12 protein-coding genes and 1 rRNA gene are annotated in these 14,328 nt (G+C 71.5%); 1 reads left to right on the forward strand and 12 read right to left on the reverse strand.

Annotation, left to right across the window (positions count from 1 at the left end; translation table 11 throughout):
* The first annotated feature begins 70 nt into the window (after positions 1-70).
* Positions 71-562, forward strand: a complete 492-nt coding sequence (locus tag C8E96_RS30435; RefSeq protein WP_228769983.1) for a DUF1707 domain-containing protein — start codon at positions 71-73, stop codon at positions 560-562.
* Between the two features lie 16 nt (positions 563-578).
* On the opposite strand, the gene C8E96_RS30440 is transcribed toward C8E96_RS30435, so the two are convergent.
* From C8E96_RS30440 to rrf, 12 genes are all read right to left on the reverse strand, one after another.
* Positions 579-1,193: an NUDIX domain-containing protein gene (locus C8E96_RS30440; protein WP_228769982.1), complete on the reverse strand. Its 615-nt coding sequence runs from the start codon at positions 1,191-1,193 to the stop codon at positions 579-581.
* A complete protein-coding gene (locus C8E96_RS30445; protein ID WP_091377132.1) occupies positions 1,190-2,899 on the reverse strand; it encodes a CTP synthase in 1,710 nt (569 codons plus the stop codon). Before C8E96_RS30445 ends, C8E96_RS30440 begins: the two co-directional genes overlap by 4 nt.
* A 221-nt stretch (positions 2,900-3,120) precedes the next feature.
* A complete protein-coding gene (locus tag C8E96_RS30450; RefSeq protein ID WP_091377128.1) occupies positions 3,121-3,783 on the reverse strand; it encodes a hypothetical protein in 663 nt (220 codons plus the stop codon).
* A gap of 166 nt (positions 3,784-3,949) precedes the next feature.
* Positions 3,950-4,891 (reverse strand): copper transporter, encoded by a 942-nt coding sequence (locus C8E96_RS30455; protein ID WP_091377126.1) that lies wholly within the window; start codon positions 4,889-4,891, stop codon positions 3,950-3,952.
* Positions 4,888-6,072: a putative cytokinetic ring protein SteA gene (gene steA, locus C8E96_RS30460; RefSeq protein ID WP_091377123.1), complete on the reverse strand. Its 1,185-nt coding sequence runs from the start codon at positions 6,070-6,072 to the stop codon at positions 4,888-4,890. Before steA ends, C8E96_RS30455 begins: the two co-directional genes overlap by 4 nt.
* Positions 6,073-6,166: 94 nt before the next feature.
* Complete coding sequence (recN, locus tag C8E96_RS30465; RefSeq protein WP_176926782.1) at positions 6,167-7,939, reverse strand: DNA repair protein RecN; 1,773 nt, start codon at positions 7,937-7,939, stop codon at positions 6,167-6,169.
* A 55-nt stretch (positions 7,940-7,994) separates the two neighbouring features.
* Positions 7,995-8,882: an NAD kinase gene (locus C8E96_RS30470; RefSeq protein WP_091377116.1), complete on the reverse strand. Its 888-nt coding sequence runs from the start codon at positions 8,880-8,882 to the stop codon at positions 7,995-7,997.
* The gene (locus C8E96_RS30475) at positions 8,879-9,688 is read right to left on the reverse strand and encodes a TlyA family RNA methyltransferase (protein WP_091377113.1); all 810 of its coding nucleotides are present in this window, start codon (positions 9,686-9,688) and stop codon (positions 8,879-8,881) included. Before C8E96_RS30475 ends, C8E96_RS30470 begins: the two co-directional genes overlap by 4 nt.
* A gap of 4 nt (positions 9,689-9,692) precedes the next feature.
* Positions 9,693-9,902 carry a hypothetical protein gene (locus tag C8E96_RS30480; protein WP_228770021.1) on the reverse strand — a complete coding sequence of 70 codons (210 nt, stop codon included), beginning with the start codon at positions 9,900-9,902 and terminating at the stop codon, positions 9,693-9,695.
* A gap of 41 nt (positions 9,903-9,943) precedes the next feature.
* Entirely contained in the window at positions 9,944-10,942 is a 999-nt protein-coding gene (locus C8E96_RS30485; protein ID WP_091377110.1) for an HAD-IIA family hydrolase, read from the reverse strand.
* A gap of 6 nt (positions 10,943-10,948) precedes the next feature.
* Positions 10,949-13,888, reverse strand: coding sequence for a hypothetical protein (locus C8E96_RS34305; RefSeq protein ID WP_228772123.1), 2,940 nt, complete (start codon positions 13,886-13,888; stop codon positions 10,949-10,951).
* A gap of 303 nt (positions 13,889-14,191) precedes the next feature.
* A 5S ribosomal RNA gene (rrf, locus tag C8E96_RS30495) occupies positions 14,192-14,308 on the reverse strand.
* Positions 14,309-14,328 lie beyond the last annotated feature (20 nt).

Here is a 14,328-nt window from a genome sequence, read left to right on the forward strand (position 1 = left end):
CCGCCCTCGACCCGATGACGCGCGGCGAAACCGGTCATCGACCCCGCGCGTCTGATCTATTGTGACGACCGTGAACGACCCTGACGCGATCCGCATCGGCACCGCGGAACGCGACGACGTGGTGCGGATCCTCGGCGCGCATTTCACCGAGGGCAGGCTGCCTGTCGACGAGTACGACGAACGCATCAACGTGGCGGTCAACGCGGTCACCCGCCGCGACGTGCGTGCCCTGTTCGTCGACCTGCCGCCGCCCTACCCGGCGTTCATGGTCCCGCCGACGATCGCCGCGCCCCCGCTGCCCGCCTACCCGCCGCCCGCGCCGGTGCACGCCTATTACCCGCCGCCACCGGACTACTACTACTCGCCCAAGTCCAAGGTCGTGGCCGGCATCCTGCAGATCTTCCTGCCGTTCGGGGTCGGCCGGTTCTACACCGGCCACTACGGCATCGCCGTCGCCCAGCTGCTCACCTGCGGCGGCTTCGGCATCTGGACGCTGATCGACGGCATCCTGCTGCTGGTCAACGGCGGCACCGACGGCGAGGGCCGCCGCCTACGCGATTGACCCCCGCCGTCCTGGTTCAGGACCGCTGGGCGAACCTTGTCGGCTCGTCGGTCCACGGCGCGTCCGGGACGCGGGGCGCCGCGGCGCCGGAGTCCACGGCGAAGGCCGCCAGCACACCGCCGACCGCCGCGGCGTTCACGATCTCGCCCGACAGGACCATCCGGACGGCCTGCTCCAGCGGCACCCGGTCGGCGACCATGTCGGCCTCTTCGTCCCCAAGCACCTCGTGGTCCACAGTGGACAGACCAGTGGCCAGGTAGACCCGGATGGCCTCGTCGGTGAACCCGGGCGAGACAGCCATGTCCACCAGGACCGACCAGTCCGACGCGACCACGCCGACCTCTTCGACCAGTTCACGCTTGGCCGCGACCAGCGGGTCCTCGCCCGCGTCGATCAGCCCGGCGGGCAACTCCCACAGCCTGCGCCCCACCGGATGCCGGTACTGGTCGACCAGGACCAGCGTCCCGTCGTCGTCGAGCGCGACCACCGCGACCGCGCCGAGGTGTTCGACCACCTCGCGCGACGCGGTGTTGCCACCGGGCATGCGGACCTCGTCGATGCGCAGCGCCAGGATGCGTCCGATGTGGATGTCGCGAGTGGACGCCACGGAGAACTCGTGCCGGTCGGTCACGCCTTCGCTCCCGCGGCCACCGGCTCCTCGTCCAGTTCCACCGGCAGGCGCTCGGCCAGCAGGTAGGTCATGGCGGCCTTGATGAAACCGGCGAACAGCGGGTGCGGGCGGGTCGGCCTGCTCTTGAGCTCCGGGTGCGCCTGGGTGCCGACGAAGAACGGGTGGACCTTCGCGGGCAGTTCGACGAACTCGACGAGGTGGCCGTCCGGCGAGGTGCCGGAGAACACCAGACCGGCCTTGGAAAGGCGGTCGCGGTAGGAGTTGTTGACCTCGTAGCGGTGCCGGTGGCGCTCGGTGATCTCACGGCTGCCGTAGACCCCGGCGACGACGGACCCGGCGGTCAGCGCGGCGGGGTACGAGCCCAGCCGCATCGTGCCGCCCATGTCGCGCTCGCCCGCGACAACGTCCTCTTGGTCGGCCATGGTGCTGATGACCGGGTGCTTGGTGTTCTCGTCGAACTCCGCGGAGTTCGCCCCTGCGATGCCCGCGAGGTTGCGCGCGGACTCGATCACCATGCACTGCAGGCCCAGGCACAGGCCGAGCGTGGGGATGCGGTTGGTGCGCGCGTAGGTGATCGCGCCGAGCTTGCCCTCGATACCGCGCACACCGAAGCCGCCCGGGATCAGCACACCGTCCACACCGGACAGCGCGGCAGCCGCCCCGGCGGGCGTCTCGCACTCGTCGGACGGAACCCACAGGATCTCGACCTTCGCGCGGTGGGCGAAACCGCCGGCGCGCAGGGCCTCGGTGACCGACAGGTACGCGTCGGGCAGGTCGACGTACTTGCCGACGAGCGCGATCCGCACCGTCTCCTTCGGCTTGTGGACCCGGTCGAGCAGGTCGCCCCACACGGTCCAGTCGACGTCGCGGAACGGCAGGCCGAGACGGCGCACGACATAGGCGTCGAGGCCCTCGCCGTGCAGCACGCGCGGAATGTCGTAGATGGAAGGCGCGTCGGGCGCGGCCACGACGGCCTCGGTGTCGACGTCGCACATGAGCGCGATCTTGCGCTTGAGCCCGTCCGGGATCTCCCGGTCGGCCCGGCAGACGATCGCGTCGGGCTGGATGCCGATGTTGCGCAGCGCGGCGACGGAGTGCTGCGTCGGCTTGGTCTTCAACTCACCCGACGGCGCGAGGTACGGCACCAGCGACACGTGCAGGAAGAAGACGTTGTCGCGGCCCACGTCGTGGCGGACCTGGCGCGCGGCCTCCAGGAACGGCAGCGACTCGATGTCGCCCACGGTGCCACCGACCTCGGTGATGACCACATCGGGCGCCACACCGCTCTCGTCGGGCAGCGCCATCGCTCTGATCCGCGACTTGATCTCGTCGGTGATGTGCGGGATGACCTGCACGGTGTCACCGAGATACTCGCCGCGCCGCTCCTTGGCGATGACCGCCGAGTAGACCTGGCCGGTGGTGACGTTCGCCGAACCGGAAAGCGAGCGGTCGAGGAAGCGCTCGTAGTGGCCGATGTCGAGGTCTGTCTCGGCGCCGTCCTCGGTGATGAAGACCTCGCCGTGCTGGAACGGGTTCATCGTTCCGGGGTCGACGTTGAGGTACGGGTCCAGCTTCTGCATGGTGACGCGCAGGCCACGCGAAGTAAGTAGCTGGCCGAGGCTGGACGCGGTGAGCCCCTTGCCCAGCGAGGAGGCGACGCCTCCGGTCACGAAGACGTGCTTGGTCGTCCGAGCTTGCTGAGGCAACGATGCTCCCGTGGTCGATCTTTGCGTCGGCGGCTGGAAATTACCGCCCGTTCCACGGGACTTCACACTAACACTCTGTTGGATGGCGCACCCTTCGGGTGCGCGGCTCGGTCGCCTTGATGGTGACGTTTCGGGGGCCCCGCACGAACACTGCCAACTTCGATGGCGTGTTCGTGCGGGGCCCCCGAAACGTCACCGCGACCGAGCGTGGTTGTTCAGCTTCACGGCGTGGGCGAGCAGGCGGTTCGGCCGACCACGACCTCGCCATTGATCCCGGAGGCGGGGAGGAAGGTGATGCGCATCATCGTCAGGGCGATGCTGCCGTCATTGGGCTCGGGCAGGGTGATCTCGTTGAACGTCGCCGTCGCGAGCACCGTGCCGCCGGTCCTGGTGAGGTTCTTGACGTACCCGCGCGGCATCGGGTTCGGCAGGCCGGTGATGCCCGTCATCCCCGCGAACGACCAGCTCGCGCTGGTGCCGCCCTGCGTCGCGTTGCAGGTGACGCGGTAGCTCGTCAGCTTCACCCGCGGGCCGCCCACCGAGACCAGCGCCGAGAGCTCGAACGCGCCGCCCGCCGCTTCCGACTTGGTCGTGGTGACGTCGTTCGCCGGGTCGACCACGGTCGTCGTGCAGGAGGTGTTCGCGGTGCCCCAGCGCACGCCGGACGCCGTGACTCCCGGGGTCGACGCCGTGGTCTGGCCGTCGACAGCGCACTGGGCGAGCGTCGGCACGCTGGTCGTCACGCCCGCCTTGACGAACTGGGCCGATCCGAGTGCCGCCACCCCCGCCGGGTTGCTGGCCAGCGCGGGCGTGGCGCCCGCGACCAACCCGACCGCCGCCACGGCCGCGCAGAACCCCAGCCGCGTTGCCCTGATGTGTCCCATTGCCGCTCACTTCCCTTGTTCCTGGCGCAGATATCGATGCCTTCATGGGGCACATCGGTCCAGGGACAAGGGAAATGAGCAGGATCACCGGCAGCCCACCCGTCCGTGCGGGGCAGACCATCCGAACGGGTTTCGCGGGTGACTACCGCTCGCTGTGCGTGGAGTTCTACTCGGCTGGGGCACCGGGTGCGGGGGCCTGCGCGTTGCCCGCGTTGCCGTAGCGGCCCACCTTGCCCTCCAGCTGCTCCCCGAGCGCCAGGATCGTGACGATCCGGCCCGCGGGGGTGTCGGCGTTGTCCACCGTCGAGAGGATCGACGACGCCGCCGTGTCCGCGCGGATCACGCCCACCGCGCCGGTCCCGTTGGCCGAGCCCGCCGACCCGGCGAGCACCGCGCCCGCGCCGGAGCGGTCCACCTGGGCGGCGAAGCGCGCGAGGGTGGCCGCGCGGTCGCCCGCGCCGTCACCGGAGGCGGCGCCACCGGTCAGGATGATCGCGAGCTGCGCGGGCTTGAGCTCCGGGGACGCCTTGATGAACCCGCCATCGGTCAGCCCGGACAACACCGCCGCCGACTCCTCCGGACTGACCTGCGGCTTGTTGTCGGCCTTGCTGATGAGCATCAGCGGCCCCAGCAGGCCGCCCGCGAGGGAACCCGGGTCGCTGACGGTCGGCAGCTGCACACCGGCGGGGAGCAGGCGGGTGACGATGTCCTTGAGCTCGTCGGCGCGGCCCTGATCGGCGAAGGCGTCGGTCAGCTGCAGCTCCCCGGTCACGACGGCGCCCGCGTTGGCCACCAGGCCCTTGAGGGAGTCGCGGTCGGACGGGCGGGCGTCGGCGGTCGTCACCAACACGACCGTGCGCTGCGCGAGGGAGCCCTTGACCGCGGCCGGGCCGATGGTCGCGGCGAACGAGTCGGCGTCGCCGAGGCGGGCGTTGAGGGCGTTGCGGTCGTCTTCGAGTTCGGCGACCTGGCCGCCGAGTTCGCTGTTCTCGTTGTTGAGCCCGGACAGCAGCGTGCGGCTCAGCGTGGTCGAGCCCAGCACCACCCCGACAGCAAGCGCTAGGAAGACCGCGGCGATCGAGATGACGTGGTAGCGCAGCGAGATCACGAGAACAGCCCCTTGAACCAGTCGACGAACGAGTTCCACGTGCCGATGATCGAGTCGGTGTACGCCGCGCCCACACCGGACACGACCAGCGCCGCGGCGATCGCGACCATCGCGGCCATGACCAGCAGCACGATGGCGGCGACGGACACCCGGCTGCGGTGCAGCGCGGCGACGGCCTTGCCGTCGACGAGCTTGCTGCCGAGCTTGAGCCGGGTCAGGAAGGTCGACGGGTTGGAGCCGGAGCGGCCCCGGTCGAGGAATTCCCTGAGCGTGGCCTGGAAACCGACCGTGACCACCAGGGTGGCGTCGTGGAAGTCGGCCAGCAGCAGCGCCAAGTCCTCGGCGTTGCCGGACGCGGGGAACGTCACCGCGCCGATGCCCAGGTCCTGGATGCGGACGAGACCGGGCGCATGGCCGTCAGTCTGCGCGGGCACGACGACCTCGGCGCCGGACCGCAGCGTCTCGGTGCTGATGCCGCGCGGGTCGCCCACGATGATGTCCGGCTTGTAGCCCGCGGCGCGCAGGGCGTCGGCGCCGGAGTCGACGCCGACCAGGACCGGGCGGTGCTCGGAGATGTAGCGCTTGAGCAGCTTGAGGTCGGCGACGTGCTCGTGTCCACCCGCGACGACGACGACCTGCTTGCCCTTGAGCGGCGTGGCCAACTCGGGGACGCCGACACCGTCGAGGATCATCGTGCGCTCGCGGTGCAGGAACTCCATCGTGTTCGCGGAGAACGCCTCGAGCTGCGCGGACATGCCCGCCTTGGCCTCGATCATCTGGTCGGCCACGGACTCGCGCGTCTGCTGGACACCCTGCGCGATCTCGCGCTCGCCGATGTAGACGGTGCCGTCGTGGAGGCGGAGCTTGGTGCCTTCCTTGATCGCCCGCAACGCGTCCTGGCCGACGCCGTCGATCAGCGGGACACCCGCTCCGACAAGGACTTCGGGCCCGAGGTTGGGGAAACGGCCGGAGATGGAGGGCGACGCGTTGACCACCGCGCCGACCTCGGCGCGCACCAGGGCGTCGGCGGTGGCGCGGTCGAGATCGAGCTGGTCGAGGACGACGATGTCCCCTTGGGACACTCGGCGCAGCAGGTCACCGGTACGCCTGTCGACCCGTGCTACGCCGGTCACCCCAGGTAGGGCGTGCTGTGATCGATGGAGGACGCCGGGAAGCTTCATGGCCCGATGGTGACAAACCGATCCGGCTTGGTCCGTTTGCCACGCCGGGGGTGCGGGCGGTTTCCCGCGCACGGGGGATGCGCCCCGCGCGCCCTCAGCGGCGCTTGGGGCGGGGTTTGCCGCTGAGTTCCCAGTCGTGCTTTTCGCCGTCGGCCAAGGCCAACAGCTCTTCCGCGTGGGCCCGACCGGTTTCCGTGGACTCCATGCCCGCCAGCATCCGGGCCAACTCGATGACCCGCGTCGGCTCGTCCAGGGTCCGCACATCGCTGCGCGTGACGCCGCCGGTGGCGCTCTTGTCGACGATCAGGTGACGGTCGGCGAACGCGGCGACCTGCGCCAGGTGGGTGACCACGATGACCTGGTGGCTGCGCGCCAGCCGGGCCAGCCTGCGGCCGATCTCGACCGCCGCCCGACCACCCACCCCGGCGTCGACCTCGTCGAACACCAACGTCGGCACCGGGTCGGAGTGGGCGAGGACGACCTCGATCGCCAGCATGACCCGCGACAGCTCACCGCCCGACGCGCCCTTGTGCACCGGCAGCGGGAGCGCTCCATCGTGGGCGACCAGCAGCAGCTCCACGTCGTCGACGCCGTCGGCGCCAGCGTGCAGGGTCTGGCCCGCCACGTCGAGCGCCACCGGGTCGCCTTCGTCGGCGGCGCGGGGGCGGACGGTGATCTGGATGCTGGACTGGCCCATCGCGAGCCCGCCCAGCTCGTCGGTGACGGCCTTCGCCAGTTCCTCGGCGGCCTTCTCGCGCGCCGCGGTCAGCGCCACCGCGATGCCTGCGAGCTGCTGGGCCAGCGCGATCTTGCGGGCGGCCAGCTCACCGAGGGCACCCTCGGAGGTGTCGAGGCCCGCCAGCTTCTCGTTCGCGTCGCGGGCCCAGGCGAGGACACCGTCGATGTCGGCGGCGTACTTGCGGGTGATCGTCTTCAGCTCGGACTGCCGCGCGAGGACCTGTTCGAGCACGGCCGGGTCGGCGTCGAGGGAATCGAGGTAGGCGGTCAGCTCGGAGCCGACGTCGGTCAGCAGCACGGCGGCCTCGGCCAGACGCGGTTCGAGCTCGCGCAGGCGCGGGTCGTCGGCGCCCGCGAGGCGGCGTTGGGCTTCGCCGATCGCGCCGAGGGCGCCGGGCAGATCCGGGTCGCCGTCGGGTGAGCCCGACACGGCGAGGCTGGCGCCGGTGGCGGCTTCACGCAGTTGGTCCGCGTCGGCGAGCCTGCGGGCGCGGTCGACGAGTTCGACGTCCTCGCCGGGCTTCGGGTCGACCGCGGCGATCTCGTCCAGGCCCAGCCGAAGGATGTCGGCCTCGCGGGCCATTTCCTTGGCTCGGCGGGTCCGGTCGGTGAGTTCGGTGCTGACGGCGATCCACTCGTCGCGGACGCGGCGGTAGTCGGCCAGCACGGAGCTGACGTCCTCGCCGGCGTAGCGGTCGATGACCGCGCGCTGCTCGGCCGGGCGCAGCAGGCGGAGCTGGTCGTTCTGCCCGTGCACCGCGATCAGCTGCTCGGCCAGGTCGGAAAGCACGCCGACGGGCACGGACCGGCCGCCGAGGTGCGCTCGGGAACGGCCGTCGCTGTTGACGCTGCGCAGCGCGATCAGGCTGCCGTCGTCGTCGGGTTCGGCGCCCGCCTCGGTGGCGACCGCCGCGGCCGGGGACCCGGTCAGGCCCTCGAACCGGCCCTCGACGACGGCCTTGGACTTCCCGCTGCGCACACGGGACGCCTCGGCACGTCCGCCGGAGAGCAGGTGCAGGCCGGTGACGACCATGGTCTTGCCCGCACCGGTCTCACCGGTGACGACGGTGAACCCGGGGTGGAGCTCCAGCGTGGCCTCATCGATCACGCCGAGGTCCTGGATACGCATCTCCGCTAGCACAGGGCGCACCCTAGCGGCTCCGACCGACATCCGGGCGCACGTGTCACCGGGATCGCCACCCCTGGACCGGCAGATCGAACTTGTCCACCAGCCGGTCGGTGAACGGCTCGTCGCGCAGCCGGACCAGCTTGATCGGCAGTTTCCCGCCCGCGATCTCGATGCGGGAGCCCGGCGGGATGTCGAAGGTGCGACGGCCGTCGCAGCACAGCACAGCGGGATGGCCCGCCGGGTCGACCTCGACGGCGACCACGGAATGCGGTGAGACCGCCATCGGCCGGGAGAACATGGCGTGCGCGTTGCTGGGCACCACGAGCATCGCCTGCACGTCGGGCCACACGATCGGCCCGCCCGCGGAGTACGCGTAGGCGGTGGACCCGGTCGGCGTGGCGCACAGGACGCCGTCGCAGCCGAAGGACGACACCGGGCGGCCGTCGATGTCGATGCGCACGTCGAGGATGCGTTCGCGGCTGCTCTTCTCGACGCTGGCCTCGTTGAGCGCCCACGTGTCGGCGATGACCTGGCCGTCGAGCCGGGCGATGACGTCCACGGTCATCCGCTCTTCGACCCGGTATCCCTGGGTGACGACAAGGCTGACGGCTTCCTCCAACGCGTCCGACTCGGCTTCGGCGAGGAAGCCGACCCGGCCGAGGTTGACGCCGAGCACCGGCACCCCCGCGGGCCGCGCGAGTTCTGCGGCGCGCAGCAGCGTGCCGTCGCCGCCGAGGACGAAGACCAGTTCGGTGCCGACCGCCGCCTCCGGGCCCAGCGGGACCACCCGCCCGTAGCAGGACGGGTCGAGGTCGGGGGCCTCGTCGTCGAGGACGCGCAGCCGCACGCCCGCGGCGGCGAACGCGCCCGCGACCTTCTCCGCGGTGCGCCGGTTCTCGACGCGGCCGGTGTGCACGACCAGCAGGATCTCGCGGTCCGTCATTGCGGCCCTTCCTCGACGGCCTTCTCGACCAGCGCGCGGGCCTCCGCCTCGGGCAGCGGTTCGCCGCGGCGCAGCCAGACGAAGTATTCGACGTTCCCGGACGGCCCGGGCAGCGGGCTGGCCACGACACCGTGTGCGCGCAGACCCTTGCGCCCGGCGGTCTCGATGACGCCCAGGACGGCCTCGGCGCGGAGCTCGGGACTGCGGACGACACCGCCGGTGCCGAGCCGCTCCTTGCCGACCTCGAACTGGGGTTTGACCATCGGCAGCAGGTCGGCGCCGGAGGTCGCGCAGGCCAGCAGCGCGGGCAGGACCAGGCCGAGGGAGATGAACGACAGGTCGGCGACGATCAGGTCGACCGGGCCGTCGGTGTCCTCGGCGGTCAGCGCGCGCACATTGGTCTTGTCGCGGACCAGGACGCGGTCGTCGGTCTGCAGGCGCCAGACCAGCAGGCCGCGGCCGACGTCGGCGGCGACGACCTGGGTGGCGCCGCGGCGCAGCAGGACGTCGGTGAACCCGCCGGTGGACGCGCCCGCGTCGAGGCAGCGCTTGCCTTCCACGGCGATGCCGAACGCGTCGAGCGCGCCGATGAGTTTGTGCGCGCCGCGGGAGGCCCAGTTCGGGTCTTCCACGTCGTCGCGGAGCACGATGGGGGCGTCGTTCTCGACGCCGGTGGCGGCTTTGGTCGCGACGGTGCCGCGGATGGTGACCCGGCCGTCGGAGATGAGCTGGGAAGCGTGTTCCCGCGAGCGGGCGAGGCCTCGGCGCACCAGTTCCGCGTCGAGCCGCGCCCTCTTGGGCGGCACCGGGTCAGACCTTGTCGATGCCGGCGAGAGCGGCGGTCAGCGCGACGTGCACGGTGTCGTAGCGCTCGACGTGGTCGGCGACCGGCAGCGCGTCAAGGCCGTTGAGACCCGCGACGGCGTCGTTGATCGCCTCGTCGTCGATGACCGGGTCAGTCACAGAGCCGCTGGGCGGCGGCCCGGGAATGGGTCGTGGCCTGGTTTCGTCGAAATCCACCTGCACCCCTCCACGCTATCCGATCGACGGGTGTGACCGCGTCAGCGCGGTCCGGAGAGTCCCAACGCACTGAGTGCGGCCGCCGAGCCCCTATCGGCCGACCGCACGGTCACTGGACCGCCGTCGCCTGCCCAATGCGCGGCGCAGAGGGCGCGCAGGAGGTCGAGGTGGTCGCCGTCGCCGCTCGCCGTCAGGTCGCCGTCCGTCGCTTCGACGGTCCAGCCGGGCTTCGCAGTGAATTCGGGGGCCGGTTCGGTGAGCACGGCGAGGTCTTCGGCGACATAGGTGGGGCGCTCGTGCGCGCCCGCTTCCAGCAGGTCACGCGGGGTGGCGACGCCGGTGAGGACGAGCAGGGAGTCGAGCTTGGCCGTCACGGCACCTTCGATGTCGGTGTCGAGGCGGTCGCCGACGACCAGCGGCCGGTCGGCGTCGGCGGAGCGGACGGACTCGGCCATCAGCGGCTTCGCGGGCTTGCCCGCCACCAGCGGCTCGCGGTCGGTCGCCACGCGCAGGGCGTGGACGAGGGAACCGTTGCCCGGCAGCAGGCCGCGTTCGGTGGGGAGAGTGCGATCGACGTTGCAGGCGACCCAGAGCGCCCCGGCGCGGATGGCGACGCACGCTTCGGCGAGGTCGGGCCAGGCGGTCTTCGGGGAGAGGCCCTGCAGCACGGCCTTGGTGTCGGGACCGGCGACGCGGACGACACGGAAACCGGCTTTGACGACCTCGTCGGCGAGCGCGTCGGAGCCGATGACGAGGACGTCGTCGTCGGGGTCGAGGTGCTCGCCGAGCACGGCGGCGCCCGCCTGGGCGCTGGTGCTGACCTCACCGGGGTCGGCGGTGATGCCGATCCCGGTGAGGTGCGCCGCGACTTCTTCGGGTGCCCGTGAGGCGTTGTTCGTGACGAACCGCACCGCGACGCCGTGGTCGCGGGCGGCCAGGACGGCCGGGGCCGCGCCTGGGATGGCTTCGCCACCGCGGTAGACGGTGCCGTCGAGGTCAAGCAGCAGCGCGTCGTAGCGGTCGAGCAGCGAGTCCGTCATTGCTTGTCAGCCTCGGTCGGTGGAGTCCTTGTCGGCGGCGGTGTCGGTGCTCGGCACCGAATCCGCTGCTTCGTCGGACTCGTCGGCCGGCGCGTCGTCGTCGGATGCCTTGTCCGCCAACGGTTCCGCGTCGACGTCTTCGTTGGAGTCGGCGTCGGTGTCGTCGGCGGGCAGGGGCTCGACCTCGATGTCGATTTCGAGGGTCTCGCCCGGGAGCACCGCGGCCACCTCGGCCTCGTCGGCGCCGAGGGCGAACGCGCGCTCAGCGGCGTCGGTGTCCTCGTCGTCGTCGACCTGCGCGGCGTTGAGGAACCAGCGGACCGCGTCGTCGGTGCGGCCCGCCGCTTCCAGGTTGTCGGCGTAGGCGTAGAACAGGCGCGCGCTCCACGGGTCGTGGCGCTTCGGGTCGAGGTCCGGGCCCTGCAGCGCGACGACGGCGGCTTCGAGCTGCCCCATGTCCCGCCGGGCACCGGCACTGACGATCCGCAGTTCCACGGCGACGTCGGCGGGCAGGTCGGAACCGGCTTCCTTCGCCAGCTCCAACGCCTTCTCGGGCCTGCCCATGGCGCGCTCGCAGTCGGCCATCACGGCGATGTGGGCGTTTCCGCCACTCATCCGGCGCACCGCCCGCAGCTCCGACAGGGCCTCGGCCCACTCCCCCGCGTGGTACGCGGTCAGACCTGCGGCCTCACGGACCACGGCCACGCGAGCAGCGCGCTCACGGGCGTAGCGGGCGTGGACGAGAGCCCGCTGCGGGTCCTCGTCGATGAGCATGCCCGCGGCGACCAGGTGCTTGCCGATCATCTCGGCCAGCGACTTGGGCAGGCTCCGCAGGCCGGCGCGGGCCTCGACGTCGAGCTTGGCGTAGTCGGCGCCCTCCGGCACCGCCGGACCACTGTCGAACGGCGCGTCGCCCTCACGGCGGGGGCGCTCCTCGCGGGGACGGTCTTCCCGGCGCGGACGCCGGTCACCGTCATCGCGGCGCGGACGGCGCTCTTCGTCCCGGTCGAACCGGCGCTCCGCCGGAGCCTCGACCTTGGCGGGCCCGGCGTCGGCCTCCGTCACGGGGCTGTCGGAAACGACCTCGGCCGAGGCTGATTCCGTTGCCTGCACAGTGGATTCGCCGGCTTCACTGACGATGGGCTCATCCGTCGACGCGACGTCTTCGACGTTGTCGCGGTTCTGGTAAGCCGGGCGGTCGTCGCGGTGGTCGGGGCGGAAGCCGGGACGGTCGGCGGGCTTGTAGCCGCCGCGCTCGCTCTTGCCGGTGGGACGGGTGCTGCGGCCGTCGCGGGCACCACCGCGGTCGTCGCGGGAGCCGCCGCCTGCCTTGTAGCCACCCCGGTCGCTGGTGCTGGAGGAGCCCCGGTAGCCGCCGCGGTCGTCCTTGTCGGACGGGCGGTAGCTGGGACGGTCGCTGGTGCTTGAGGAGCCCCGGTAGCCACCACGGTCGTCCTTACCGGACGAGCGGTAGCTCGGACGGTCACCACGGTCGCTCGTGCTGGAGGAACCGCGGTAGCCACCACGGTCATCCTTGCCCGACGGGCGGTAGCTGGGACGGTCACCACGGTCGCTGGAACCGCCACGGCTGTCCCGGTCGGACGGCCGGTAGCTGGAACCACGGTCGTCGCGGGAGTCCGAGCGGGGGCCCCGGTCGTCACGGTCGTTGGACCGGTAGCTGGGGCGGTCGCCCTGGCCGCGGCTGTCGCGGTCGGCGGGCTTGTAGCCGCCACGGCTGTCCTTGTCGGCCGGGCGGTAACCGCCGCGGTCGCTGGAACCGGTGCTGGAGGAGCCGCGGTAACCACCGCGGTCGTCCTTGCCCGCCGCACGGTAGGTGGGGCGGTCGCCGGAGGTGCCGCGCTCGTAGCCGCCGCGGTTCGGACGGTCGGGGCGGTCGCTGGAACCGCCACGGCTGTCCCGGTCGGACGATCGGTAGCTGGGCCGGTCGCTGGTGCTTGAGGAGCCCCGGTAGCCGCCGCGGTCGTCCTTACCGGACGGGCGGTAGCTGGGGCGGTCGCCACGGTCGCTGGACCCGCCGCGGCTGTCGCGATCACCGGACTTGTAGCCACCACGGTCGTCGCGGTCGTTGGAGCGGTAGCTGGGGCGGTCGCCACGGTCGCCGGAACCACCACGGCTGTCGCGGTCCGCGGGCTTGTAGCCACCACGGTCGCTGGAGCCACCGCGGGTGTCGCGGTCACCGGACTTGTAGCCGCCACGGTCGTCGCGGTCACCGCCACGGTATCCACCAGTGGAGCCACCACGGGAATCGCTCGACCCACCGCGGTATCCACCGGTCGAACCACCACGCGAGTCACTCGACCCACCGCGGTATCCACCAGTTGAACCACCACGAGAATCGCTCGACCCACCGCGGTATCCACCGGTCGAACCACCACGCGAATCGCTAGACCCACCGCGGTACCCACCGGTCGAACCACCACGCGAGTCACTCGACCCACCGCGGTATCCACCGGTCGAACCACCACGCGAGTCACTCGACCCACCGCGGTATCCACCGGTCGAACCACCACGAGAATCGCTGGAGCCACCGCGGTAACCGCCGGATCCACCCGACGAACCGCCGCGGGAATCGCTGGAGCCGCCCCGGTATCCGCCGGTCGAACCGCCACGAGAGTCGCTTGAGCCACCGCGGTATCCGCCCGAGGAACCACGGGAGTCGCTTGAGCCGCCGCGCGAATCACGGTCGCCGCCGCGGTAACCGCCGCGGTCGTCACGGTCGTTGGACCGCGGGCCGCCGCGGTCGTCGCGCGGGCGGTAGCTGGAGCCTCGCGAGTCGGCGCCTGGGCGCGAGTCGCTGGAGGTGCCTCGGTAGCCGCCTCGGCTGTCGCCACCCGCGGGGTTCGGGCGGTAGCCGCCACGGTCCTGGGAGCTGCCCCGGTGCGGGCGGCCGGAGTCGCCGGAACGCGACTCGTCACGGCGCCACACGGAACCGGTGGCACGGTCACCACCGCGGGAGCTGTCGTCACGGCGAGGCTTGAAGTCGCGGCTTGGTGAGGTATCGCGGCGGGGGGCGCCACGGCTGCCACTGTTCGCGCGGCCCGTTCCTGATCCGCGGTCGCTGCCCCGGCGGTCGTTGCCGCCCGAATCGTCCCGTCGCCCGAACTCCGACACTTCGTCCTCCCGCGTGCGGGTCCTGCCCCGCAACAATTTCTCTACAATGACGCCAAAGGGGCCTGTGGACAGTGCACGCTTAAACGTGCTCCTCCACAAGCCCCTTTGGGAATGATTGTCCGGCGGCGTCCTACTCTCCCACACCCTCACGAGTGCAGTACCATCGGCGCTGGCAGGCTTAGCTTCCGGGTTCGGGATGGGACCGGGCGTTTCCCTGCCGCTATGACCGCCGTAACTCTATGAAACTATCAACC

It is taken from the genome of Actinokineospora alba, assembly GCF_004362515.1.
Taxonomy (GTDB): Bacteria; Actinomycetota; Actinomycetes; order Mycobacteriales; family Pseudonocardiaceae; genus Actinokineospora; species Actinokineospora alba.